This window comes from Micromonospora saelicesensis, assembly GCF_900091575.1.
GTDB classification, from domain to species: domain Bacteria; phylum Actinomycetota; class Actinomycetes; order Mycobacteriales; family Micromonosporaceae; genus Micromonospora; species Micromonospora saelicesensis.
Genome location: NZ_FMCR01000001.1, coordinates 1,333,077 through 1,356,336 on the forward strand (window position 1 = coordinate 1,333,077; position 23,260 = coordinate 1,356,336).

Sequence of the window (23,260 nt, forward strand, 5' to 3'; positions counted from 1 at the left end):
CAACCACCACCACCGGGATTCCGCCCTGCCGCAGCGCCCGGTACGGTGGGCTTCGGTCGCCGCCCGCCGACCCGGCAGAGGCCGAGCCGACAGAAACTGCTCGACATCAACCGGCCACGGTGAGTGACGACCAGTGCTCCTTGGACGTGTCGTGCCACCACCCGATACCGTGCGGGGAGCCGGCACAGCGGTACGCCGGTGACGCCGGCAGCCACGCCGAGGAGACCGATCGGCACCGGCGAGCCGACATGTGATGGAGGAGGCGCACCCATGACGTCCGAGGGCCCGCACCGACCCGGCCAAGAGCCGGACGAGGTGTCAACGGGCGCCGGCGGACCGGCGCCGTACGGCGACCGCCCGGCGCAGCCGGACAACGGCCAGAACGCCGCCGGCCCCGACCTGGGCTGGGCACCCCCGCCCCCGACGCGGCCCAACCCGTCGGCGCCGGCATGGGCGACCCAGCCCGAGCAGCCGTCGGCCCCCGCCTGGGGTGCCGCCGCCGCTCCGCAGCCCAACGACCCGGCGCAGCCCGCCTGGGCCGCCGGCGGTGGCGCGAGCGAGCCGCCGCAGCAGCAGCCCGGCACGTGGCCCGGCAACGACGGCGCGCCGGCTCCGGCGCAGCCCGACCCCTGGGCCGCGCAGCAGCAGGGCTGGACGCCTGCCGAGCAGGGCACGCCCGCACCGACCTGGACCCCGAACGCCCCCGCTGAGCAGCCGGACTGGGTGCAGGCCCAGCCAGCCGCACGGGGCGCTGCGCAGGTTCCCCCGGCCACCGCCGCCTGGCCCGCCCAGGAGGACCCGGCCAGCGGCTGGGGCGGTACGGCGCAGGCCAGCCCGCCCGCCGCCGACTGGCGGGCGACCGAATCTCCGCAATCCGATGCACCGCAGGCCGCCGGCTGGTCCGGCGGTGCCCAGCAGGAGCAGGCCGCTGGCAACGGCGGCTGGCCCGCCGCCGGCGCCGCCCGCGACGACCAGCCGGTGTGGACGCCGGCGGAACAGTCGCCACCGACCTGGGGCCAGCCTGCCGAAGCGACCGAGCAGCCCGCCCCCGGCTGGGGTCAGGCCGCCCAGCCGAACCCGGCCCGTGGCGCCGCCCAGGTCCCGGCCCCGACGACGAACTGGCCCGCGCAGGACGATCCGGCCAACTCCGGCGGGTGGGCCGCGCAGCAGCAGCAGCAGGCGCAGCCCGCAGTGTGGAACGACGGCAGTGACGCGCGGCAGGACCAGCCCGCGCAGCCGGCCGCCTGGAGCGAGGCCGAGAGCCGTCCGCAGCAGCCCGACTGGGTGCTCTCCCAACCGGAGCAGCCGACCGAGCGGCCGGAGCAGGCAGGGTGGACCCCGGCGGAGCCGAGCAACCTCCCCGCCCGGGCCAGCGCCAGCGTGCCCACCAGCGGCGGCGCGCCCAACTGGGCCGCCGGCCCGGACAACGCCGCCCAGGGCAACTCCGGCGGCGTGCCCGAGGTCGAGCCGTGGGCCCCCGGTGAGGTGTGGGGTCGCGCGGAGGCCGAAGCTTCCGCCCAGTCCCGCGGCGGTTGGGAGGCGGACCGAGGCGACGAGGCACCGGCCTACCAGCCCGGGCCCGCGCCGGGCATCTCGCCGGCGAACGCGGTGCCGCTGCCCCCGCAGGAGCAGCGTGTCCCGGGTGCCAGCCTGGCTGCCGCCCCTCCGTCCGACTACGCGCCCCAGGCCCAGTTCGCTCCGGTCCCCGAGCAACCCGCGTACGCCGAGCGGGAGACCCCGGACGCCGCCGCACAGTACGGTGGCCGCCCCGAGGACGTCTCCGCGAGCGGCGCTGTGGTGCCCGCCCCGCGTACCTCTCCGGAGTCCGGAGCGGGCCGCGCGGTCGTACCGGTGTCGGACGCCGAGTCGGCAGCCGGCGCGGCGGCCCGGGCCACGGCGAGCGCTTCGGTGCCGCTGGCCAGCCGGGTGATGCCCCCGACCGACCAGGCCATCCGACCGACCGGCACGGCCACCCCGCAACCCCGGGTGTACGGCCGTCCGGCACGATCGGAGCCGGAGGCCGAGCCGGAGCCGGAGGCTTTCCAGGGCGACTCGGGCGCCGACCGCCAGGGTGCTCCGGAGTGGCAGAACGACGCGCCACGGCAGGCTGGGCCCGACTGGCAGCACGAGGGGCGGCAGATCGCTCCCGACTGGCAGAACGACGCGCAGCGGCAGCAGTCCGCACCCGACTGGCAGAACGACGCGCAGCGGCAGGCTGGGCCCGGCTGGGGCGGCGAGTCCCCGGCCGATCCGCGCTTCGACGACCGGCAGCCCGCACCGAACGCGTTCAACGAGGCCCCGTCGGCGCCGCCGGCGTTCCCACCCGGTGTGCCGTCCTTCGTCGACGCCCCGGGCAACAACAGGCCGGTGAACGGCACCCGCCCGCACTCCGGTGCCGAACCGCCGGCGGACCAGTTCGGCGGCCCCGGGTCGCCTGCCACCGGCACCGCGAACGGGACGGCGACCTTCGGTGCGCCGAACTTCGGTGGCCCGGGCTCCGGCGCGCCGGGCTTCGGCGGACCGGCGACCGAGCCGGTGCCGGGCGGCGGCTTCCCGCCGTCGTTCCCGCCACCGCCGCAGCCCGCGCCGTCCTGGGGCCAGGAGACCGGCCAGGCGGACCAGGGCCGGTTCGACGCGTTCAAGCCGGACGCCGCCGACGAGCCGAAGGTGGAGCCACCGACGCCGAAGGTACGCAACGGCCGGGTGCTGGCCGCGGTGCTGATCGCCGCGATGCTCATCCTGGCGGTGCCGCTCGGCCTGCTGCTGCTGCTCGGCAAGGTCGGCGGGAACGACGCGCCAACCTTCGACCCGGCGGTCGGCACCTGTGTGAAGCAGTCCGGGCAGGGCGGCGCCTCGGCGGCGGACTGCGGCGAGGCGGGCGCGTTCACGATCGTCTCGAAGGTGGACGCCAAGGAGAAGTGCACCGACACGACACAGCCCCACGTGGTGCTGCCGGGTGAGGGCACCAACCGGGTGCTCTGCCTGAAGCCGGCCACGAAGTAGCTGCACCGACGGCGGGGTCACGGGCAACCGGTGACCCCGCCGTCGTCGTACCCGCAGGTGGTACCGAATCTCGCCCCCTCCGGCCGGACGCGGGCCGATGGTCAGGCACGATGGGTGCATGAGCGCACGAGTACGGGCTCCCGAACTGCGCGGTCGGGGCTGGCTGAACACCGGTGGACGCGACCTCAAGCTCGCCGACCTTCGCGGCAAGATCGTCATTGCGGATTTCTGGAAGTCCTAGAAGAAGCTTGTAACTCACCCGCCGAGGGCCTAGCGTCCTCGCCATGTCCCACCATGAACACCTCGCCGATCTATACCTACGCCTGTCCCTCGACCGTGAGGGAAAGACCGCAATCGAGCGCCAAGAGGCCGACTGCCGGGCCTGGGCCACACGCGCCGGGTTGGAGGTCCGTACCGTCCACATCGACCGGGGCCGGTCCGGCTATAAGGCCGTCGACCGCGCCGGGTTCGACGCCGCCGTGTCTGCCCTCACGACCGGCACCGTCGGGACGCTGGTCGTGTGGAAGGTTGACCGCCTGTCCCGGCGTGGCATGGGCCAGGTCGGTCAGGTCCTCGACGATGTCGAGAAGGTCGGCGGGAGGATCGTCTTCGTACAGGACGGCCTCGACACGTCGCATTCTCAGGCCCGGCTCGTGCTGGCCCTCCTGTCCGAGGTCGCCCGCAGCGAATCCGCGAACATCGGACTTCGCGTCGCCAGTGCGAAGGCCCACCTTCGCGGTCTCGGCCGATGGATCGGGGGACAGCCGCCGTACGGCCTGGCCGTCGCCGAGAACGGCCGGCTAGACCACGACCCGCGCACCGCGCCGACCGCCCGCGAGATCGCCGACCGGGCCCTGTCCGGCGAGCCGCTGGTGAGGATCGCGCGCGACCTCAACGCCCGGGAGATCCCCGCGCCGCGCGGCGGTAGCTGGGCCGTCGGGACGCTGTCGACTCTGCTCAAGTCCCCCGCGTTCGCCGGGCTACTCCCGGAGACCATCAAGCGCGACGGGAAGTACACGGCGAAGGTCGTCCCGTGGCGCGACCCGGAGACCGGCGAGGCCGTCGAGGTCGGCCGGGGGATCGTCACACCGGCCGAGCAACTACAGGCCGTTCGCCTCCTCGAACAGCGGACCGCCGCCGACAAGTCGGGCCGCTCCAGGGGCGTCCGCGCGCAGGTCGCCCACCTCCTAACCGGGTACCTGCGCTGCGGGGGCTGCGCCGGCCGCATGTCCGCCGCCGGTCAGTCGTACGTCTGCCAGGCCCGCCGCCTCGGCCGCCCGTGTCCGGCGCACACCACGGCGATGATCCCCGCCGTCGACCGCGCCGTGGTCGACGCCTTCATAAACCGACTCGCCGCGACCGAGCCGGGCGACCCACTGCTAGACGCCGTCGCCGAACGATGGGTCGCCCGCCACGACCCCGCCGTGATCCGCGAGCGCGCCACCATCACAGCCGCCCTGGACGACGCTAACGCCGCCCTGGTCGACCTCGAAGACGCCCGATACCTGCGCGGCGAGTTCGTCGGCCCCGAGGCGATCCAGCGCTGGACCCGTTTACACGAACGCCTGACCGCCCGCGTCGCCGGGCTGCGTCGCAACCTCGCCGAGTTCCCGTTGCCCGAGGCCGACATCAGCCCGCTACTTGATCCGGTTCTAGCTCGCGAAGCTTGGGACGCCGCGACTCTGCCCGACCGGCGCGACCTTCTCGGCCTGGCCCTGAACGCCGTAACGATCACGCCCGCCGGGGGCCGCCGGGGCTACAGGTTCGACCCCGCCGCGCGTCTGCGCTTCACCTGGGCCGACGAGCCCGAGCCTGTGCCCGCCGACGCCTGAGACCAGCCACCACAACCGCATAAGACAGGCCCCGGCCGAGCGATTCCGCCGCCGACCAGGGCCCTAACGAACCCCAGGAGGTTCGCTATGTTCAACCCTACTGACCCCCGCGTCTACATCGCTGCTCCCGCCGAGGCCGCCGACGGGCTCGCCGCCGCCGTGGCCGCCCTGTTGGACGCCGGCTACCTGGTCGTCACCGCGACCGACGCTGATCCGACCGACGCTGACGACCTCGTCGCCCTGGTCGCCGACGACATGGACGCCGCCCGCGCGGCTGACGTCGTCGTGACCCTGCCCGGGGCCGAGGACTTCCCCGAACCCGTCTACGCCGCGCTTCACGGCGTGCCGGTCGTGACCCTGGCCGACGTTCCGGCCTATCTGCGTCGCCTGCCCACCGCATGAACCGCACCGAACGCGCCGAGGGCGCATTGCTGGTTTTGATCCTGCTCGTTGTCGGCGCTGCGGCCGGCTGGGCGAGCTTTAGCCATGTGCACGCCTGGACGATGGCAAACAGCCCTGACGGGACGCCGAATGCCTTCGGCTGGGTCAACGCCTGTGTATCCGAGTTGGTCCCGGTGGCGTCGCTGCTGGAAATCCGGCGGCGGCGTCGGGCAGGCTCGCCGACGGGGTACCCGCTCGCCCTGCTAGTCGGGGCGGCGTGCCTCTCGCTCGCCGCTCAGCTCGCCGTGGCGAACCCGGGCGTATCGGGCTGGCTGCTCTCGGCGGTGCCGGCGCTCGCCTTCATGGCGCTTGTGAAGCTTGTGTTCGCCCGGACGCCAGCGGCACCCGCCCAGCCGCTCGCCCCGGTGCCAGTACCGGCACCCGCCCCGGTGCTGGTCACCGTCCCGGCGTCCGCCCCGCCGATGCCCCGGCCCCGCCCGCGTCCGCCCGTCATCCCGCCTGGCGTACGGACGTTGCCGGTCGTCGCCCGTGGCGGCACGAGGCCGACGACGCCCGATCCGGTGGCGGCACCGCCCACGACCGCCGCCAGAGTGTCGGCAGTGCTCGCCGAGACACCGGAGGCGACGCCCGCGCAGATAGCCGCACGCCTGGGCGTGAGTGAACGAACCGTCCGGCGGTACCTGCCCGCCGACACAGTGCCGACACGGCGTCGGCGACCGGCGAAGCCGCCGGCACTCGCGACAGTCTGATTGCCTGTCGGGCCGATTAGTCAAACTCTGACCCGCTTCAGCCGCAGCGCGAGCCGGAGGCGGCAAAGCTGCCGCCCCCGGCTCGGGCTAGGCGTCCGGACAAGAAATCTCCGTCACGCTGACTGCCATATCTCGCACTCGGTGTAGGTCTAGACCTACACTCGTTGTATCGTCCGCTCCGTTACAACTCGTTACAACTTGTTGCGACGAGGCGGCGCGATACGAAGGCCGACGCCGAGTTTGCAGGCTGCGGGCGGCGGCTTGATCCTGTTGGAGCGGGTCTGCCTGACTGTTGGTCTAGGTAGGCCCGCCCCCAGATGAGTCGGTCAGGATGACGACCAACATCACCAGGTAGTAGAAGATCTTCAATGCGGTTGCTGCTACTTCGCCCGCTCTCCGGCACCAGTCGGTGTTGAATCGCAGACCGTGGCCCGATGGACGGGCCGAGTGTTTTCCCACCTACCACCCCTTCAGGTAAGGGGGACCACGGACCTCTTCGTCGTCCCCGCGGCCGCTGGGGACGTGTTGTGAGGCGTAGGGGGTTGTGTCTCCGGGTCGGCGGGCGATGGCCGCCAAACCCTTGTATCGCCTCGATGCACCTCCTTCATCCTTAGTGGAAACGCTACAGCCGCTGGGCCGGCAGTCGAACCCAAGCTGTAGCGAACTACAGCGCTGCAGCTACTACATATACGGTCCGCCCTGCGGCGAGCCGGGTCAAGTTGGCCAGTTTGTCCTGCCTATTGCCGCGTGTTGGACCGCGACACGCGCTATGCGGCTCGTTCGCTAGCAGAAGTGGGGCAATCGGTCAACCGCCTGTTGTCGTCCGGCCGGATAGCGCGCAGGACGCCTGACGGCTAAATCCTGGTCGGTGTCCACCATCGAGTCGTGCACTCAAACAGACGTCGCCCGTCCGCTCGTCCGCCGTCACGCTCCGAACGTTACGGGGACGCGGGCGGTTGTGTCGCAAGCCCCGTAGCGCTATAGCTCACGCTGCGTCTACCTACTATTGCAGTCTGTAGCCGTTCCTAACGGACTGTGCATGACTGTGCCAGTCAGTGCAGTTGATCTATCCAATCGGCGGATGCTTTAACTCACCCGAATGTCAAACAGACTGTGCAGATTCGGGCACGCGTAGCGCTGTGCCTGGCGCGTCGTTCCGCACAACGTAAAGCGCCCGCCCCCTGTCTCGGGGCGGACGCTCTCGCGCGTCTGGCGCTGGTTACGCCCGCTCGGCGACCTGGCCGACGAACGCGACCCATGCGGCCGGAGGGAAGGTCAGCGCCGGACCCGCTGGGTCCTTTGAGTCGCGCACCGCGACGACGCCCGGAAGGTTGTCGGCAACCTCGACGCAGTCGCCGCCGTTGGAGCTACTGCGGGTGCTCTTGCGCCAGAGGGCGCCGGTCAGGTCAGCCATGATCTTGCCTCTAGGTAGTCGATGGTTTGGCGGCGTGGGAGAGCCACTGAGCGCAGCGTATCCCAGGTCGCCCAAAGGGCGGCGGTGTCGTTGGTCAGCCGTCCGGCAGCCTGATCATCGAGGTAAGCGACATCGCCGTCTTCAGTGGTGGCGATGACGAACGGCCCCGCTTGCCCGGCATGAAGGCCCGCGTCCAGCGGCAACACGTGAACAAACACATTCGGCCGCTGGGCCATCTTTACCAGGTGGTCTAGCTGCGGGTTCATGATCTCGGGGTCACCACGACGAAGAGCGAATTCGTCAACCACCGCGACGAAGAGCGGGGGCTTGCGCCGGTCGAGCACCGCCGTTTGCCGGCGTAGCCGGGTCTCGACGTAGTCCGCGACCTCGTCCGGGCCGAGCATCCCGCTGGCGAGCACCGCCGAGGCGTAATCGGGGGTCTGCAACAAGCCGGGAATGACCGCCACCTGAAAGGCGCGCAGGGCAGACGCCTGAAGCTCGGTCTCCACCCACGGGCGTAGCCACGCCGGTTCCCGCCGCTTCAAGACGTCCGGCCAAATGTCCTCAGCCTCACGGCCGAGCGCAGCGGCTGCGGCTGCGCGGTGGCGTGGGTGTGGGACTCGGCCGGGGTTGACCCAGCGCGCCACCGTCTTCGGGTCGACGCCGACCTGCTCGGCGAGGCTTTCGACGGTCTCACCCGTGTCGGCCAAGGCCGCTCGTAGCGCCTGGTTCATGCCCGCCTCCGAATGGACGTCTTCAACGTCTCTAGAACGTATAGCTACGTGGTGTAACCGTCCAGCTCCATTAGGCAAGGTGCTTTGTAGACGGCGCGGCCGGTAGGGACCCCAACCCAGCGGACGCGTTCGTACCGGGGCCGCCCCTGCGGGCGAGCAACTTACGGGGGCGGCCCCTTCCCAGAGCTACGAGCAGGGGGAGCGCGCGTGCCGGACAAGCCAGCCGAACCGAAGGCCGAGCCGAAGCCTGAGCCTGAGCCGAATCCTGAGCGGGTGCCGCGCCCGCCCGTGCCCTGGCCGCCGGGGACGGTCGTCCCGCCGTGGCCGGTTAACCGGGCCCCCGCCCGCCGCTGGACGACGCGGACCACCGTCCCGCACTTCCCGATGCGCCCGGCGTGGCTGTGCCGCAACTGTGCCGCCGCGTGGCCGTGTGGTCCGGCCCAGCTTCACCTAGTGACTGAGTTCTACGGCCATTCGATCGCCCTGGCTTTCTACCTGTCCTCGAACATGCATGACGCGATCGAAGACCTGTACGCCCTCGGGGGCCGCCCTGACGTGCAGGCTCTTCACGCCCGCTTCCTCGGCTGGCTGTCCTTGTCGGTCCGCCCGCGCCGCGTCGAGAGCCTTTGACGCTGGCCCCCTGATCGCCCGCCCTGGGTCCGCCCTCTTCCCCCGTGGAGGACGGCCCGGGGCGGGTCTTTGCGTTGAGTGGTTCCGGCGTCACGCGGGTGCGGAAGGGCGCCGCCGGGTGACGAAGTGACCCCCGTTTCGTCACTCCCCTATTACTACTACTGAAGAGAAGAAGAAGAAGACTTAGACATAGATACGGGAGTGACGAAACGTGCGTCACTGCGTCACTCAAAAAGACCCGCCTCCGTCTCGGGCCGCGCAAACCCGCCGTCCCACGCCCGGCGTCCCGCAACGTGGGACAGGTGAACAGCTAGGACCTCGTAGGCCCACTCCCCTTGTAACGGGCGCGGCGTCTCCTGGCGCTGCGTCACTCAATTGCGAAACCAGACCGAGCCTGCCTTATGTGGCGTGGGCAGGCTCGGTCTGGTTTTCCTTTGCCACTTATTCGCATCACACCGAAAGGGGCCGTCTTTGTGACCTGGTGTAGCGAATGCACGACGGCGACGGCGCAGACCCCGAGGGGCCGCGCCCGCCTCACGTGTTCCAACCGATGCCGAATCCGAAGGTCAGTCCGTCCGCGCGGACGGAGAAGCGCGCTCCCGAACCGCCGCCGTCTCCGTGCTGGTGCGCCAGATCAACGCCGTGATCGCGAACGACCGCGACGCCCTGGACGCGATCGAGCGTGAAGCGGCACGCCTGTTTGGCACCGAGCCGACCGGAAAGGCGGCCTGATGGGCCTGCCTTTCGAGCCTGACACGGCGGTTGCCCATCTGATTGCCGAGAAGGTGCTAGCCGGGCGCGGCGAATACATCGTCACGACCGCCGAGCTGCACGCGGTTGTGTGCCGCCGGCTGCCCAGTAGTTCAGCGACGAAGAATCCCGCCGCGACCGCTTGGCACGTCCGCCACCTCGCCGCCGATCTCGGCACGCTCGGCATTTCCGCCAGAACCAGGCGCACCCGCTCGGATAGCCGCCCTTGGTTCTTCCGACTGGTCTAGACACGTCCTCAGAGGGCCTGAGCCGCCCGAGCCTTCCCCTGACACCGACCCGCACCTGATCGCCCGCCAGAACACGTCTGGCGGGGGTCTTACCGCACGAAAGAGAGCCCATGACGACCACCGCCCAGCCATTCGACCCGAACGCCGTCGCCGCCGCAGCCCGGGGCGATGAACCGACGGCCGAGGTGCGCAAAGGGACCGAGCTTTCCGGCGCGGATACCCGGCTTATCCTCGCCAACATGAGCGGCGCGTCGGAAGTGCCCCGACCCCGGTACCGGCTGTTTCCTGAGTCGTTCGACCGGCCCGAGTTCGCCGCCCTGGCCGCCGCCGTCGCCGCCCTGGACGCAGCGACCAGCCGCCGCGAGGACGCCCAGGACGTCTACCAGGACGCCGAGGACGCCTACCGCGTCGACCTCGGCGCGTGGGAGCGGGCGCAAGCTGAGACCGCGAAGAAGATCGCGGCGGGTGCCAAGATCCCCGCGAAGATTGAGCCGCGCCCCACGCCGGCCCAGTACGAGGCGAAGGCCGAACTTCTGGCCCGCGTCGCTGGTGAGGCGGTCAAGGCCGAAGCCAGGGCCGCCGAAGCGGTGAACACCGAGTGCCGGAAAGTCGGGGCCGAGGTCACTCGCTACGCCGCCGCCCGGCAGCGCGCGATGGCGGAGGCGGTACGGCCGAAGTTGGCCGAGGTATTGGCCGAGGTGCAAGAACTGATCGAGGCCCACCAGGACGCTTACGGCGCACGGACGTGCGAGACGTCGGACCGCCTGGCCGCCGCGCAAGGATGGAGCCCGAGCCGGGCCTACCAGGTGCAGAACCGGGAGAATGCGGCTTTCCTGGTCGCGTCCGCGCTTTACTCCCGCGAGGTTGACCGGCACGAGGACGCCGGTAAGCGCGGGATGGCTTCCCTCCGCACCCTGGTCGACGCCCTGGCGGTCGAGGACTTCGCGGCCCCGTGGCCGACCGGGAAGGATCCGGTCGACGCCGTCTGCGACCGGCCCGCCCGGGACCGGCCCGACACCACGCCCGGCGTGTCGCCCGTCGCCTTCTCTAAGGGGGTCTGACGTGACAGCCGACAAGGTCGCGCGAGCCGTGACGGCTGCCCAGGAGGCCGAGCGGGCGAAGGCTGAGCCGCAGCCCCGGGCGGACCGAGATTGGCTCGTCGCCGACGCCGCTCGGCGTTATGGGCTCGGTGACGCCCTGGCCGCAATGATCAAGGGGGACACCGCCGCCGAGATCCAGCGGGACGCCCGCCGCCTGACCGTCGAGCGGTCGACACTCCTCGCCGCTGAGGCCGAGGCCCAGCCGGAAGCCCCGAGGCCCGCCCCGGTGTCTGGCCGGGCCCCGGCCGATCAAAGCCTGTACGACTTCGATCCGACCGACGTGGTCCGACAGGTTCGCCAGCCCTACTAGCGACACGGACCGGAGGGCCCTCGGAAACCCGGGGGCCCTCGCGCACACCTGCCCCCATCGCGAGAGGCCCCCGCCCCTGATCAAAGCCCCGCCCGCCTGATCCGCCGCCGACCCGGCGGGCCTACCGCGACGAGCAGTCGTTCCGCGTCCGCTGGCGGTACGGGCGAATTGCCCGAGTGACGTGCACCCTCGGGATCAGAGCCGGGGTCCGCGACTGTTCCGCTCCCCTACCGGGCCCCGGTACCGCCCCGCCCCGGCCATTGCCACGCCCGGAAGACGGCAGGCGCGGCGGCCGAGGCTCGCACGCGACGACCAACGCGAAGGCGCAAGCCTGAGTCGCATCCTGGCTCACTCTGATTGTTGTCACACTGAGTGACCCTGGGGGAGGGCCCCCCTCGGCCTCGCTCCCTCACCTAAGCGGCATAGCGCCGCCCTGTCTGTACGGGCATAGAGGTCGTCTTGCCCGACCACTCGTGCAAGTGAACGCGTTAAAGAATTCCGTTCGAAGTCTGCTATTCATCATTGGGACGCTCAGGACCAGGCGTGCCCGTCATCTCCACATACCGGATCGGTACAAGGGCCAGAGTCTCGACGGCTCGGTGAGCGCTGCGGCTATCAAACTCAGTCGGTAGTGCTCGGCCGCTCTCGGCGCTAGTCAGATCCGCGACTATGGCCGTCGCGATGACTCCGGTTCCAACCCACTGCGCAACAGTGTGGTCTAGTGGGATTGGCTCCTGAATCTCCTTGCGGTGACGTTGCCATTCCATGAGAAGCTTTACCGCGCGCTCAAGCAGGAACATTGCTGTGACCGCGTACGCGACCGGAGCCGCCTTGCCTGACGCTGCGGTCAACACCACCTCTAATGGACTGGCAAGTCGGATTCCGTCGACTCTGAGGTCCAGCGAGGACAGCCGTACGTCATGCCTCACCTGATGCGCTTGCCAAGCCGCGATATCGCGCGCAAACCCACAGAGGTCGTCGAGCGCGTCAAAGTATTTTCGCACGTACGGGAGTGATGGTTTTTCTCCAAGATCTACTACGAGTCGCAGTGTCGGCGCGAGCGTGGACGTAGCGGCGTCTCCCTGAGCCATGCGGGGATTGAAGCACGAGCCAGCCGCAGCGCTCGAGAGCCGACTGGCCAATTCGGCCGCCTGCTAGGCCGTACAACGCTTCCGGAGGCGTGGCGCTGTGCGGCCTCCGACCTCTCCTCGCTGTCCCGGCCGCGCACCCTCTGACCGCCCGCAGGTTGCTCAGGGGATGCGATGCTTAGATCCATTGTGGTTAGATCGCCGCATGACATCCCTCGGTGCCGGCGTGACTACAGAGGCACCTACTCTGCTGGTAGTTGCCGATCTTGGGGACATCGTGCCATTCGGCGCGGTTCGCGAATACACCGAGGCGCTTGACGACGTAAGAAGAGTCGCGGAGGCCCTTGTTGCCCTTCAAAGGAATAGGAGCTTTCGCCGCCCGAGAGCTCCCGGCGGATCATCTCCAGTCTTAAATATTGTCAAGGCCATGCGATTGGCCTCTGGCCGTGGGCCCGGACACTACGGCACGCTGCGTGTGGCGAGGATGCGGCTTGAGAGTCCTTTCGAGGTGGTATTGACGACGGTTGCCAACCAGTACTCGCCGATTGCATTCGGGGTAACGGGCATTGTCATCGTTGAGCGGCTTGTCCGACTCGTCATGGAATGGCAAAAGCATAGATTGGAAATATTTCAGGGGATGGACGGCGCGCGCGCAAGTTTAGGTGGCCCACACCATGAGGAAGCGGCCGACAGCATCGCGCGGCAGGTAATTGAACCGATCCATCGGCGAGAAACCTGGCAGCCAGAAGTATCCGATGACGAAATTGAGGAGGCGGTCCAAAGCGCCGCCGGACCAATCAACCGTCTATCGCGATTTCAGCTTACGCGGGTAACTTCCTCTAACACGGGTGAGCGCGAATAGCATTCAGGAGCTGGCCAGAGGTCCTGGCCGCCTAGATCGCCCGCGTACGGCCTTCCCTGGGAGTGTCGCCGGCTGTCCTAGCAGCACCCGCACGACTTCTCAAACGACTCGCGCGCTCTGCCCAAGGGTCGTAGGGTTGCTCGACGTTTCACCCGGTGAAGCCCTCGGCCGCCGGAGTAATCCAGTCAACCGAGGGCTTCATCCAAGGGCTACTCCTGGTCCGGGTCCCTATCCCGCCGGACAAGCTGGTTCAGCACCGTGAGAACGGCCACGGCGACGAGGGCCGGGGTTGCAGCCTTCGGGTACTCCATGACTACGTAGCCAGCGAGAACGGCCGCCACCAGCAGCGCAAGACCTCTGGGCGACACGTCACGGTTTCCAGGGGCCTTCTTAACCTCATCCGTGTTACGACGTACTCTGCTCACAGGCGAGCCTCCTTGTTTCTTCTTCGTCGGAAGGGCTTGGTGATCTCGTTACCTGCACTCGTTGACGCGAGTGCTGCTCACGACGGCACCCGTTGGCGCGGGTGCCGTCGTCGTACTAGCCGGCGTCCTGGCCGCCCTCGGCGTCGGTCGACGCAGGCACGTCGTCCGGGGCCGCGAATCGGGTCCACGCGATCAACTTGACCTGGGGCTGCACCATTTCCGGCATGCCTCGGACTGTAATGGCGCGATGCCTCCCGGCCCAAGCCAGGCGCGCCCCGTGCAATGTCGGTCACCCAGGTCGATGTAAACACCCGCCGAGACAGCCCAGTTAAGTCCTACCGGGACGGTCCGAACTGGCGGACCAGCGGGATCACCGCCCGGTGATTCCCAGGAGTCATCAACAGCTTGAACGCCCCGCCCTCGGCAGTGCCGAGAGGCGGGGCGCTTCGTCGTTGTCGTGGGGCTAGTCGGACTCTTCTGCCATGATCTCGGCGAGTCGCTGTGCCTCGGGGTCGTCGAAGATGCCCATGTCGAAGATGACGTCAGCCGGCCCCCCGCGCCGTCGACGTCCCGGCCCCGTTGGAGACGTTGACCGTCGGCCGAATCTGGGACGCGGTCGAGGTCCGCGAGTACGCCGCGAAGCGTCGGGAACGTAACCGAAGGCGGCGCGGGCTAAGACTCCTCGACGCTTTCTGTCGTCCGGGTCACGACGACCGATACGGAAAAGCCTCGCCGTGGCAGGCTGACAGGCATGGCAACGACAGCGCGTGTACGTGCGCCCGAACTACGGGGCCGGCAGTGGCTTAATACGGGTGGACAAAACCTGACATTGCAGGACCTTCGAAGTCGTTGCGTCATCTTAGATTTCTGGACGTTCTGCTGTATCAACTGCCTGCACGTGCTCGACGAGCTGCGCCCGCTGGAGGAGAAGTACGGCGACGTGCTCGTCGTGATCGGCGTGCACTCGCCGAAGTTCGAGCACGAGAAGGACGCCGACGCGCTCGCCGCTGCGGTGGAGCGGTACGGGGTGCACCACCCCGTACTCGACGATCCTGAGCTGGACATGTGGCAGCAGTACGCGGCCCGGGCCTGGCCGACCCTGTCGGTGATCGACCCCGAGGGTTACGTGGTGGCCACCATGGCCGGCGAGGGGCACGCCGAGGGGCTGGCCCGACTGATCGACGAGTTGATCGCCACCCACGAGGCCAAGGGCACCCTGCACCGGGGGAACGGCCCGTACGTCCCGCCGCCGGCACCGGAGACCGCGCTGCGCTTCCCGGGCAAGGCGGTGCTGCTGCCGAACGGCAACCTGCTGGTCTCGGACTCGGCCCGGCACTCCCTGGTCGAGATCGACCCGGACGGCGAGACGCCGGTACGTCGGATCGGCTCGGGCGAGCGCGGCCGGGCGGACGGGCCGGCCGCCGCGGCGACGTTCTCCGAGCCGCAGGGAGTGTGTCTGCTGCCCACGCACGTCGCCGAGGTGGCCGGTTACGACCTGGTGGTGGCCGACACGGTCAACCACCTGCTGCGCGGCGTACGGCTGGAGTCCGGCGAGGTGGTCACAGTGGCCGGCAGTGGGCGGCAGTGGCGCGCCGAGGTCGACGACCACGCCCACGACGCGTTCGCCGTCGACCTCTCGTCGCCGTGGGACCTGGCCTGGTACGACGACAAGCTGATCATCGCGATGGCCGGCATCCACCAGCTCTGGTGGTTCGACCCGATCAAGCGGACCGCCGGCATGTACGCCGGCACCACGGTGGAGGCGTTGCGCGACGGCCCGCTGGCCGAGGCGTGGATGGCCCAGCCGTCGGGGCTCTCCGTCTCTGCCGACGGCACCCGGCTCTGGGTGGCCGACAGCGAGTCCAGCGCCGTCCGGTACGTCGAGAACGGTGTGCTGGGCACCGCCGTCGGGCAGGGCCTGTTCGACTTCGGTCACGTGGACGGTCCGGCGGAGTCGGCGCTGCTCCAGCATCCGCTGGGCGTGTGCGCGCTGCCGGACGGGTCGGTGCTGATCGCGGACACGTACAACGGCGCCGTGCGCCGCTTCGACCCGGCCAGCAACCAGGTCTCCACCGTCGCCGACGGGTTGGCGGAACCGAGCGACCTGGTGCTCACCCCGTCCGGTGAGGTGCTGGTGGTGGAGTCCGCCGCGCACCGGTTGACCCGGCTCGCCCCCGGTGCCCTGTCGGCAGCGGGTGCCAGCACGGTGGACGGGCCTCGGCACCGCACCGAGCGCAAGCCGACCGACGTCGCGGCCGGCGAGGTCACCCTGGACATCGTCTTCACCCCGGCGCCGGGGCAGAAGCTGGACGAGACGTACGGACCGTCGACCCGGCTGGTGGTTTCCGCCTCCCCGCCGGAGCTGCTGGTGGACGGTGCCGGCACGGGCACCGAACTGTCCCGCCGGCTGGTGCTCAACGGCGAGGTCACCGCGGGGGTGCTTCAGGTGACCGCGCAGGCGGCGACCTGTGACGCGGACGTCGAGCACGCGGCGTGCCACCTGACCCGGCAGGACTGGGGCGTACCGGTCCGGGTGGTCGACGGCGCCGTGACCCGGCTGCCGCTGGTGCTCCGGGGCCTGGACGCCTGACGCGATCGGAGGGGCCCGCTGGGCCCCTCCGATCAGGCGAAGGGGGCCAGGGTGATGTCCGCGTCGATCAGGGTGGCGCGGACGAGTTCGGCGGCGGAGACCGCGCCCGGGGTGTCGCCGTGCACGCAGATCGAGTCGACCGAGCACGGGATGACGGTGCCGTCGACCGCCACCACGCTGCGTTCGGTGGCCATCCGCGCCGCCCGTTCGGCGACCTGCTCGGGGTCGGTGATCACCGCGCCGGGGGTGCCGCGCGGCACCAGCGCCCCGTTGGGCAGGTAGGCACGGTCGGCGAACGCCTCGGCAACCACCGGCAGGCCCGCACCCACGGCGAGTTGGGCGAGCGTCGAGCCGGGAAGGCAGAGTACGGGCAGCTCGGGGTCGTAACCGCTGACGGCGGCGACCACCGCCGCCGCCTGGGACTCGTCGGTGCTGGCCGCGTGGTAGAGCGCGCCGTGCGGCTTGAGGTAGCGGACCCTGGTGCGGAACAACCGGCAGAACGCGTCCAGCGCCCCCAACTGGTAGGTCACCTCGTCGCGTAGCTCGGCGAAGTCGTACGCGATGTGCCGCCGGCCGAAGCCGGCCAGGTCTCGGTAGCCGACCTGCGCGCCCACCGCGACCCCGCGGCGCGCGGCGCCCTCGCAGACCCGCCGCATGGTGGACGGGTCGCCGCCGTGGAAGCCGCAGGCGACGTTGGCGGAGGTGACGAGGCTCAGCAGCGCCTCGTCGTCGCCGAGTCGCCAGATGCCGAATCCCTCGCCCAGGTCAGCGTTGAGGTCCATGGAATCTGACGGTAGTACCTGGCCGGGCCTGCGCGAGCGGGGTCACGTCGGTGACCACCCCGATGACGGGGTATCCACCGGTGGTCGGATGGTCCGCGAGGAAGATCAGGGGTTGTCCGTCCGCCGGCACCTGCACCGCGCCGAGCACGATGCCCTCGCTGGGGAGTTCGCCGGCCACCGCGCGGGGCAGCGCCGCGCCGGCGAGCCGCGCGCCGACCCGGTTGCTCACCGGGCTGATGGTGTACGCGCTGCCGAAGAGCCGGTCGAACGCGGTCGGCGTGAACCAGTCCCGGCGAGGACCCGGGCCCAACGTCAGGTGCAGTTCCTCAGGCGGCGTGGGGCACACGGTCAGGTCCACCGGTGCGGGGGTGCCGACCGGATCACCGAGCGGCAACAGGTCACCGTCCCGCAGCCGGGGCGGGCCGAGCCCGGAGAGGGTGTCGGTGGCCCGGCTACCGAGCACCGGTGACACGTCGATGCCGCCCGTCACCGCCAGCCAACTCCGTACGCCCCGTCGGGCGGGACCGATCCGCAGCACCGTCCCGGCCGGCACGGTGAGCGGGCGTCCGGTGTCACCGGGCCGGACACCCGCCTGGACGGGGACCTCGGCGCCGGTGACCGCCACCGTGGCGGCCCGCGTCAACCGCAGTGTGCAGCCGGTCAGGGTGATCTCCAGGCCGGCCGCGTGCTCCGGATTGCCGACCAGTCGGTTGGCCAACCGCAGGGCACCCGGGTCGAGGGCACCGGACCGGGGTACGCCCAGGTGCGCCCAGCCGGGCCGGCCCAGGTCCTGCACTGTGGTGAGCGCACCGGCGCGGAGCACCTCGATGGTGGCCGGGTGGGTCACGCCACCACCATCCGGACCGTGGTGCCCGGACCGAGCCGGGCCGGCGGGTCGGCGGCCACGTCGAACAGCACCAGGTCGGTCCGACCGACCAGCAGCCAGCCGCCCGGGGAAGCGCCCGGGTAGATGCCGGCGTACGGGCCGGCCAACGCGACTGAGCCGGCCGGCACCCGGGGACGGGGCGTGGCCAGTCGGGGCAGCGCCAACTCGGCGGGCAGCCCGGTCAGGTAGGGAAATCCGGGGGCGAAGCCGCAGAAGGCGACCCGGAACCGGGTGCTGGTCAACCGGTGCCGCACTGCCGGCACGTCCACGCCCCAGTGCTCCGCCACCGCCGGCAGGTCCGGCCCGTCGAAGGTGACCGGTACGACCACGTCCGCCGCGTCGTCGGCCCTGTCTTCGGCTGTGGCGTTGTGGGCATGGGCGTCGGCGGCGGCGTGGGATTTGGCTTCCGCCTCGGCGTGGGCGTGGTCTTGGGCGTCGTTGTGGGCTTTGGCGTCGGTCTGGTTGGGGCGGGTGATCGCGGCGGTGACGGCGGACGCCCAACGGGTCAACTGCTCGGCCGTGGCGGTCGGGTCGGGCAGGCCGTCGAGCAGCACGGTCCGGGCCGCCGGCACGATCTCCACGGCGATCAGGTCGCCCCGCTCCCGACGCCGCCACAGCTCGGCCCGCCACGCTTCGACAAACGCGGCCTCCGGGATGTCGGCCACGGCTTCGGGGGTGTCGGTGGGGGCGGTGCAGTCGAGTAGCAGGGCGTGCGCCCCGACGGGTCGGATCCGCATCCGCTCATCCTCGCCGATGTCGCGCCAATCCGGTGTTCACGTTGACGGTGCCGGGTGTCACCAACGCCACTACTTACAAGTAACCTACGGTGCCGTAACCTGATGGGGTGACCACCTCCGCCCCGCTTCGCCTGAAGCCGGTCGACATCGGTAAGCCCCGGATGCGCGGCTGGCTACACACGTACGCCTTCTTCGTCGCCGTGGTCTGCGGCATCGTGCTCTGCTCGATCGCCGCCACCCGGCCGGGGTGGGCACCCCTGGTGAGTTGCCTCATCTACAGCCTGACGGTCTGCGGGCTCTTCGGCACGAGCGCGCTGTACCACCGTCGTGTGTGGTCAGAGCGCGGCTACCAGGTGATGCGCCGAATGGACCACTCGATGATCTTCGTGTTCATCGCCGGCACGTACACACCGCTCTGCGCGATGCTGCTCGCGCCCCGGCCGGCCACCGTGATGCTGGCCCTGGTCTGGGGCGGCGCGCTGGCCGGCGTGGCGGTCAAGGTGATCTGGCCGCACGCGCCGCGCTGGGTCTCCGCGCCGCTCTACCTGGCGCTGGGCTGGGTGGCGGTGGCCATGCTGCCGGAGATCCTGCACGGGGGCGGCGTCGCCGCGCTGGTGCTGCTGATCGTCGGCGGCGCGATCTACAGCGTCGGGGCGATCTTCTACGCGTTGCGTCGACCCAATCCGTGGCCGACCGTCTTCGGCCACCACGAGTTCTTCCACGCCTGCACACTGCTGGCGGCGCTCTGTCACCACATCGCGATCTACTTCGCGCTGTTCGCCTGACCCAAACGGCCAGGACGCAGGCCGGCCCGAACCCGCCACGGCGCAGGGCACGGCCCGAAACGGCCGGGACGCAGGGCACGGCCCGAAACGGCCAGGACGCAGGCGCGCCCGAAACCGCCACGACCCAGGCGGCCCGGCGAACGCACTCCGGCCTCCCGGTCCCGGCAGCGCCGCTCGGCGGGAACGCCACGGCCGCAGGCCGCCATGATCGTGCTCGATCATGGATGTAGTGGCCTCGCTCGCATCCGAAAGCCCTATTTCCTGGATCGAGCACGATCTTGATCCGATCACCGCTCCCGGGATCGGTCCCACCCCTCAAGATCCGCACAACTTCAGGGAAACTGCTGCCTCGACGCGCCCTCAGGCAGCAGTTTCCCCGAAAGTGTGCGGATCTTGGCAGGGGTAGCGGGGTACCGGCGGTCCCGTCGCACACGCACGACCCGGGCGCAGACGCGAGCCGGGGCCCCGCGACGCTGCGGGACCCCGGAGTGTGTGGGCGAGGATCAGACCGGTCGGCCCGGCCGACGAACCTCGCGGTACTCCTGCACGACCTGGTTGTCCTGGACCGGCACGACCCGGTCGGCCACCACGCGCTCCTCGCGTACCGGCGCGGCCACCGCCGGGCGGCGGCGGCTGTTCCAGAAGTAGAGGGTGGTGAGCAGGCCGGCGACGCCGGCGAGCATCAGCACCCAGCCGACCACGGCCAGGTCCAGCCAGCCCAGGTCGGCCTCCACTGCGAACGCGAATATCGCGCCTAATGCGATCAAGAAGATGCTGCCACCAATGCCCATGTCTCGCTCCTCGGCTCTAACCTGGCGTACGTCGCGCCGCGGCCGTCGGTAGGGGTGCGGCATCCATCGACTTACCCAGGCACGGAGATCGCCAATCGGGCAAGCTGGGGGCATGACGGACGTCGACCCCGACACACGGACACTGGTGTTGCTGCGGCACGCGAAGGCCGAGCAGGGCAGCGACGCGGCGGACGACGCGGAGCGGCCGCTGAGCGCACGCGGGAACGCCGACGCGGCTGCGGCTGGGGCCTGGCTGGCGCACCAAGGGCTGCTGCCCGACGTGGTCATCTGCTCGACGGCCCGACGGACCCGGCAGACCTGGCACGGGGTGGCGATGGGGATGACCGGTTCACCGCCTGAGGGTGGCCCGACCGGTCCTCGCCCGACCGTCCGTTATGAGCCGGGTGCGTACGACGCGCACCCCGAGGAGTTGTTGTCGCTGGTCCGCACGGTGGACCCGGCGGCCCGCACGGCGTTGCTCATTGCCCACAATCCGGGCATCTCGCTGCTCTCCGCGCTCCTCGACCCCGAGGGAGTGGACGACGAGGGTTTGCGCACCGCCGAGCTGGCGGTGCACCGCTGCCCGTCCGGCTGGATGGAATTGAGCAGGGCGGGAGCACCGCTCACGGCGCGGCACACGGCACGCGGCTGAGCCACCCGCCGATCCGACGGGTGGCTCAGGGGTACGCGTTGTGCGGGGATCAGGACGGCGGCGCCGTTGGTGGCGGCGGGTCCGGCGGTGGCGGCATCATCGCCGTCGGATGAGACAGCCGGTTCTCCTCCACGATGAGGGTCCGAGCCCGCTTGCGCCGGTCCTGCCAGAACCAGACCGTGGTCAGTAGTACGGCCAGCCCGGCCAGGATGAACACCCAGCCGACCGCGCGTACGTCGATCCACCAGACGTTGGCTCTCAGCGCGAAGGTCAGGATCGCGCCGATCGCGATGAGAAAAATGCCGCTTCCTACACCCATGTGCGCTGCACTCCCCCGTGCGGTGGCTCTGGGCGTTCCCTTTCGAGGTCACGCGACGGTTACCCGCCACGCCAGCGGCATACCCGACCGGGCTCGGCCAATACGTGCCGCGGTCAGGGTGAGACGGCGACGGCCGGCGGGGCAGAAGCCCCACCGGCCGTTGCGGTGCCGGGTGGTGCGACCCAGCACGTCAAACCTGTCTTGGCCTGCTCAGAAGGCCTCCTCCGGGAGGTCCATGATGTCGAGGTCGGCACCCTCGATGATCCGCCGGTCGGCACCGATGCGGGGCAGCACCTCACGGGCGAAGAAGCGGGCGGCGGCCACCTTGCCGGTGTAGAACGCCTTGTCGCTGGCGGAGACCTCGCCGGCCAGCGCCTTCAGCGCCACTTCGGCCTGCCGCTGCAGCAGCCAGCCGACCACCAGGTCGCCGATCGCCAGCAGGAACCGCCGGCTGCTCAGCCCGACCTTGTAGAGGGCGCGGGTGTCGCCGCCCTGCGCCTCGCCCAGCCAGCCGGTCATCACACCGAGGATGTTCTGCACCTCGCCGAGCGCCTTGCCGAGCGCCTGCCGCTCCTCCTTGAGCTGGCCGTTGCCCGCCTCGGAGGAGATGAACTCCTGGATCTCGCCGGCGACCGCCATGAGGGCCTTGCCGTTGTCCCGAACGATCTTGCGGAAGATCAGGTCCAGGCTCTGGATGGCGGTGGTGCCCTCGTACAGGGTGTCGATCTTGGCATCCCGGACGTACTGCTCCAGCGGGTAGTCCTGGAGGAAGCCGGACCCGCCGAAGGTCTGCAGGGCCTCGTGCCCGAGCATCTCGTACGCCCGCTCCGAACCGACGCCCTTGACCAGCGGCAGCAGCAGGTCGTTGACCCGCTTGGCCAGCTTGGTGGCCTTCTCGTCGCCGGCCGCCTCGGCGATGGCGACCTTGTCCTGCCAGGTGGCGGTGTAGAGAACCAGGGCACGCAGGCCCTCGGCGTACGACTTCTGCAGCAGCAGCGAGCGGCGCACGTCCGGGTGGTGGGTGATGGTGACCCGCGGCGCGGTCTTGTCCGCCTGCTGGATCAGGTCGGCGCCCTGCACCCGGTTCTTCGCGTACTCCAGGGCGTTGAGGTAGCCGGTGGAGAGGGTGGCGATGGCCTTGGTGCCGACCAGCATCCGGGCGTACTCGATGATCATGAACATCTGCCGGATGCCGTCGTGCTTGTCGCCCAGCAGCCAGCCCTTGGCCGGTACGCCGTGCTCGCCGAAGGTCAGCTCGCAGGTGTTGGAGACCTTCAGGCCCATCTTGTGCTCGACGTTGGTGGTGTAGACGCCGTTGCGCTCACCCAGCTCGCCGGTGGTCTCGTCGAAGTGGAACTTCGGCACCACGAAGAGCGACAGACCCTTGGTGCCGGGGCCACCGACGCCCTCCACGCCCACAGGGCGGGCCAGCACGTAGTGCACGATGTTGTCGCTGAGGTCGTGCTCACCCGAGGTGATGAAGCGCTTGACGCCCTCGATGTGCCAGGTGCCGTCCGGCTGCTGGATGGCGCGGGTGCGGCCGGCGCCAACGTCCGAGCCGGCGTCCGGCTCGGTGAGCACCATTGTGGAGCCCCACTGCTTGTCGATGAAGAGCTTGGCCCACCGCTTCTGCTGCTCGGTGCCCTCGACGTGCAGCACGTGCGCGAAGGACGGACCGGACGCGTACATCCAGATCGGGGCGTTCGAGCCGAGCACCAGCTCGGCGAGGGCCCACCAGAGGGCGCGCGGCGCGTTGGTGCCGCCCAGGTGCGGTGGCAGGTCCAGGCGCCAGAACTCGGAGTCCATGAATGCCTGGTAGGACTTCTTGAACGACTCCGGGAGCGGCGCGGTGTGCGTGGCCGGGTCGAACACCGGCGGGTTGCGGTCGCTGTCCGTGTAGCTGGCGGCCAGGTCCTCGCGAGCGAGGCGATCAAGCTCGGAGAGGAAACTGCGGGCGGTGTCGGCGTCGAGTTCGGAGTACGGTTCCTGGCCGAACGCCTGGTCCGCCCCGAAGACCTCGAACAGGTTGAACTCAAGGTCCCGCAGGTTGCTCTTGTAGTGGGTCATGCTCGCTGGCCCCGCTTCCGGACAGGTGTTACCGATCAGTAACCCCGACTGTATTACTCGCGGGTAGGCAGCGACAAGCGGATCACCCAAGTGACGGCGATTAC

22 protein-coding genes and 1 pseudogene are annotated in these 23,260 nt (G+C 70.2%); 13 read left to right on the top strand and 10 right to left on the bottom strand.

The window, feature by feature from the left end:
• Positions 1-270 precede the first annotated feature (270 nt).
• From GA0070561_RS34480 to GA0070561_RS33905, 5 genes are all read left to right on the top strand, one after another.
• Positions 271-3,003, top strand: a complete 2,733-nt coding sequence (locus GA0070561_RS34480; protein WP_091396232.1) for an LppU/SCO3897 family protein — start codon at positions 271-273, stop codon at positions 3,001-3,003.
• Between the two features lie 118 nt (positions 3,004-3,121).
• Entirely contained in the window at positions 3,122-3,244 is a 123-nt protein-coding gene (locus GA0070561_RS34485) for a thioredoxin domain-containing protein (RefSeq protein ID WP_279616340.1), read from the top strand.
• Between the two features lie 43 nt (positions 3,245-3,287).
• Positions 3,288-4,835 (top strand): recombinase family protein, encoded by a 1,548-nt coding sequence (locus tag GA0070561_RS06330; protein WP_091396235.1) that lies wholly within the window; start codon positions 3,288-3,290, stop codon positions 4,833-4,835.
• Between the two features lie 87 nt (positions 4,836-4,922).
• Positions 4,923-5,237 (top strand): hypothetical protein, encoded by a 315-nt coding sequence (locus tag GA0070561_RS06335; protein ID WP_091396238.1) that lies wholly within the window; start codon positions 4,923-4,925, stop codon positions 5,235-5,237.
• Positions 5,234-5,986, top strand: coding sequence for a hypothetical protein (locus tag GA0070561_RS33905; protein WP_208603689.1), 753 nt, complete (start codon positions 5,234-5,236; stop codon positions 5,984-5,986). Before GA0070561_RS06335 ends, GA0070561_RS33905 begins: the two co-directional genes overlap by 4 nt.
• Positions 5,987-7,205: 1,219 nt before the next feature.
• Here the strand turns inward: GA0070561_RS33905 and GA0070561_RS06345 are convergent.
• Positions 7,206-7,400 (bottom strand): DUF397 domain-containing protein, encoded by a 195-nt coding sequence (locus tag GA0070561_RS06345; RefSeq protein WP_091396241.1) that lies wholly within the window; start codon positions 7,398-7,400, stop codon positions 7,206-7,208.
• Complete coding sequence (locus GA0070561_RS06350) at positions 7,388-8,134, bottom strand: DUF5753 domain-containing protein (protein WP_091396244.1); 747 nt, start codon at positions 8,132-8,134, stop codon at positions 7,388-7,390. The genes GA0070561_RS06345 and GA0070561_RS06350 overlap by 13 nt, the downstream gene beginning before the upstream one ends.
• Positions 8,135-8,587: 453 nt before the next feature.
• Between GA0070561_RS06350 and GA0070561_RS06355 the strand changes: the two genes are divergently transcribed.
• The 5 genes from GA0070561_RS06355 (at position 8,588) to GA0070561_RS32955 (ending at position 13,122) form a co-directional block, all read left to right on the top strand.
• On the top strand, positions 8,588-8,764 hold the full coding sequence (locus tag GA0070561_RS06355; RefSeq protein WP_244166074.1) for a hypothetical protein: 177 nt from the start codon (positions 8,588-8,590) through the stop codon (positions 8,762-8,764).
• Between the two features lie 731 nt (positions 8,765-9,495).
• A complete protein-coding gene (locus GA0070561_RS06360) occupies positions 9,496-9,762 on the top strand; it encodes a hypothetical protein (RefSeq protein ID WP_091396249.1) in 267 nt (88 codons plus the stop codon).
• A 110-nt stretch (positions 9,763-9,872) separates the two neighbouring features.
• The gene (locus GA0070561_RS06365; RefSeq protein WP_091396252.1) at positions 9,873-10,823 is read left to right on the top strand and encodes a hypothetical protein; all 951 of its coding nucleotides are present in this window, start codon (positions 9,873-9,875) and stop codon (positions 10,821-10,823) included.
• Position 10,824: 1 nt separating this feature from the next.
• On the top strand, positions 10,825-11,172 hold the full coding sequence (locus GA0070561_RS06370) for a hypothetical protein (protein ID WP_141710322.1): 348 nt from the start codon (positions 10,825-10,827) through the stop codon (positions 11,170-11,172).
• Between the two features lie 1,572 nt (positions 11,173-12,744).
• The gene (locus GA0070561_RS32955) at positions 12,745-13,122 is read left to right on the top strand and encodes a hypothetical protein (protein ID WP_141710323.1); all 378 of its coding nucleotides are present in this window, start codon (positions 12,745-12,747) and stop codon (positions 13,120-13,122) included.
• 209 nt (positions 13,123-13,331) lie between these two features.
• Here the strand turns inward: GA0070561_RS32955 and GA0070561_RS32960 are convergent, their stop codons facing one another.
• The gene (locus GA0070561_RS32960; protein ID WP_141710324.1) at positions 13,332-13,547 is read right to left on the bottom strand and encodes a hypothetical protein; all 216 of its coding nucleotides are present in this window, start codon (positions 13,545-13,547) and stop codon (positions 13,332-13,334) included.
• A gap of 127 nt (positions 13,548-13,674) precedes the next feature.
• A pseudogene (thyX, locus tag GA0070561_RS32965) lies at positions 13,675-13,764 on the bottom strand (FAD-dependent thymidylate synthase); the annotation flags it as partial.
• A 534-nt stretch (positions 13,765-14,298) separates the two neighbouring features.
• Here thyX and GA0070561_RS06375 point away from each other — a divergent pair.
• Complete coding sequence (locus tag GA0070561_RS06375; protein ID WP_091396257.1) at positions 14,299-16,137, top strand: NHL domain-containing thioredoxin family protein; 1,839 nt, start codon at positions 14,299-14,301, stop codon at positions 16,135-16,137.
• A 32-nt stretch (positions 16,138-16,169) separates the two neighbouring features.
• Here the strand turns inward: GA0070561_RS06375 and GA0070561_RS06380 are convergent, their stop codons facing one another.
• The 3 genes from GA0070561_RS06380 to GA0070561_RS06390 are packed head-to-tail and all read right to left on the bottom strand — an operon-like array spanning position 16,170 to position 18,542.
• A complete protein-coding gene (locus GA0070561_RS06380) occupies positions 16,170-16,919 on the bottom strand; it encodes a LamB/YcsF family protein (protein WP_091396260.1) in 750 nt (249 codons plus the stop codon).
• Positions 16,903-17,865 (bottom strand): 5-oxoprolinase subunit C family protein, encoded by a 963-nt coding sequence (locus GA0070561_RS06385; protein WP_425255887.1) that lies wholly within the window; start codon positions 17,863-17,865, stop codon positions 16,903-16,905. Before GA0070561_RS06385 ends, GA0070561_RS06380 begins: the two co-directional genes overlap by 17 nt.
• Positions 17,763-18,542: a 5-oxoprolinase subunit B family protein gene (locus GA0070561_RS06390; RefSeq protein WP_091396266.1), complete on the bottom strand. Its 780-nt coding sequence runs from the start codon at positions 18,540-18,542 to the stop codon at positions 17,763-17,765. The genes GA0070561_RS06385 and GA0070561_RS06390 overlap by 103 nt, the downstream gene beginning before the upstream one ends.
• Positions 18,543-18,649: 107 nt before the next feature.
• Between GA0070561_RS06390 and trhA the strand changes: the two genes are divergently transcribed.
• Positions 18,650-19,327 (top strand): PAQR family membrane homeostasis protein TrhA, encoded by a 678-nt coding sequence (gene trhA, locus GA0070561_RS06395; RefSeq protein ID WP_091396268.1) that lies wholly within the window; start codon positions 18,650-18,652, stop codon positions 19,325-19,327.
• Positions 19,328-19,830: 503 nt separating this feature from the next.
• On the opposite strand, the gene GA0070561_RS06400 is transcribed toward trhA, so the two are convergent.
• Positions 19,831-20,118 (bottom strand): DUF6458 family protein, encoded by a 288-nt coding sequence (locus tag GA0070561_RS06400; protein ID WP_091396272.1) that lies wholly within the window; start codon positions 20,116-20,118, stop codon positions 19,831-19,833.
• Positions 20,119-20,230: 112 nt separating this feature from the next.
• Between GA0070561_RS06400 and GA0070561_RS06405 the strand changes: the two genes are divergently transcribed.
• The gene (locus tag GA0070561_RS06405; RefSeq protein ID WP_091396274.1) at positions 20,231-20,770 is read left to right on the top strand and encodes a SixA phosphatase family protein; all 540 of its coding nucleotides are present in this window, start codon (positions 20,231-20,233) and stop codon (positions 20,768-20,770) included.
• 49 nt (positions 20,771-20,819) lie between these two features.
• Here GA0070561_RS06405 and GA0070561_RS06410 read toward each other — a convergent pair whose 3' ends face one another.
• Both GA0070561_RS06410 and GA0070561_RS06415 read right to left on the bottom strand, forming a co-directional pair.
• A complete protein-coding gene (locus GA0070561_RS06410; RefSeq protein ID WP_030487564.1) occupies positions 20,820-21,089 on the bottom strand; it encodes a DUF6458 family protein in 270 nt (89 codons plus the stop codon).
• A gap of 210 nt (positions 21,090-21,299) precedes the next feature.
• The gene (locus tag GA0070561_RS06415) at positions 21,300-23,156 is read right to left on the bottom strand and encodes an acyl-CoA dehydrogenase (protein ID WP_091396277.1); all 1,857 of its coding nucleotides are present in this window, start codon (positions 23,154-23,156) and stop codon (positions 21,300-21,302) included.
• Between the last annotated feature and the right edge of the window lie 104 nt (positions 23,157-23,260).

What these genes read in the sequence shown, in the direction of transcription:
- GA0070561_RS34480 (WP_091396232.1), top strand. Translation starts at nt 271, where the DNA reads ATGACGTCCGAGGGCCCGCACCGACCCGGCCAAGAGCCGGACGAGGTG.
- GA0070561_RS34485 (WP_279616340.1), top strand. Translation starts at nt 3,122, where the DNA reads ATGAGCGCACGAGTACGGGCTCCCGAACTGCGCGGTCGGGGCTGGCTG.
- GA0070561_RS06330 (WP_091396235.1), top strand. Translation starts at nt 3,288, where the DNA reads ATGTCCCACCATGAACACCTCGCCGATCTATACCTACGCCTGTCCCTC.
- GA0070561_RS06335 (WP_091396238.1), top strand. Translation starts at nt 4,923, where the DNA reads ATGTTCAACCCTACTGACCCCCGCGTCTACATCGCTGCTCCCGCCGAG.
- GA0070561_RS33905 (WP_208603689.1), top strand. Translation starts at nt 5,234, where the DNA reads ATGAACCGCACCGAACGCGCCGAGGGCGCATTGCTGGTTTTGATCCTG.
- GA0070561_RS06345 (WP_091396241.1), bottom strand. Translation starts at nt 7,400, where the DNA reads ATGGCTGACCTGACCGGCGCCCTCTGGCGCAAGAGCACCCGCAGTAGC.
- GA0070561_RS06350 (WP_091396244.1), bottom strand. Translation starts at nt 8,134, where the DNA reads ATGAACCAGGCGCTACGAGCGGCCTTGGCCGACACGGGTGAGACCGTC.
- GA0070561_RS06360 (WP_091396249.1), top strand. Translation starts at nt 9,496, where the DNA reads ATGGGCCTGCCTTTCGAGCCTGACACGGCGGTTGCCCATCTGATTGCC.
- GA0070561_RS06365 (WP_091396252.1), top strand. Translation starts at nt 9,873, where the DNA reads ATGACGACCACCGCCCAGCCATTCGACCCGAACGCCGTCGCCGCCGCA.
- GA0070561_RS32955 (WP_141710323.1), top strand. Translation starts at nt 12,745, where the DNA reads ATGCGGCTTGAGAGTCCTTTCGAGGTGGTATTGACGACGGTTGCCAAC.
- GA0070561_RS06375 (WP_091396257.1), top strand. Translation starts at nt 14,299, where the DNA reads ATGGCAACGACAGCGCGTGTACGTGCGCCCGAACTACGGGGCCGGCAG.
- GA0070561_RS06380 (WP_091396260.1), bottom strand. Translation starts at nt 16,919, where the DNA reads ATGGACCTCAACGCTGACCTGGGCGAGGGATTCGGCATCTGGCGACTC.
- GA0070561_RS06390 (WP_091396266.1), bottom strand. Translation starts at nt 18,542, where the DNA reads ATGCGGATCCGACCCGTCGGGGCGCACGCCCTGCTACTCGACTGCACC.
- GA0070561_RS06400 (WP_091396272.1), bottom strand. Translation starts at nt 20,118, where the DNA reads ATGGGCATTGGTGGCAGCATCTTCTTGATCGCATTAGGCGCGATATTC.
- GA0070561_RS06405 (WP_091396274.1), top strand. Translation starts at nt 20,231, where the DNA reads ATGACGGACGTCGACCCCGACACACGGACACTGGTGTTGCTGCGGCAC.
- GA0070561_RS06410 (WP_030487564.1), bottom strand. Translation starts at nt 21,089, where the DNA reads ATGGGTGTAGGAAGCGGCATTTTTCTCATCGCGATCGGCGCGATCCTG.
- GA0070561_RS06415 (WP_091396277.1), bottom strand. Translation starts at nt 23,156, where the DNA reads ATGACCCACTACAAGAGCAACCTGCGGGACCTTGAGTTCAACCTGTTC.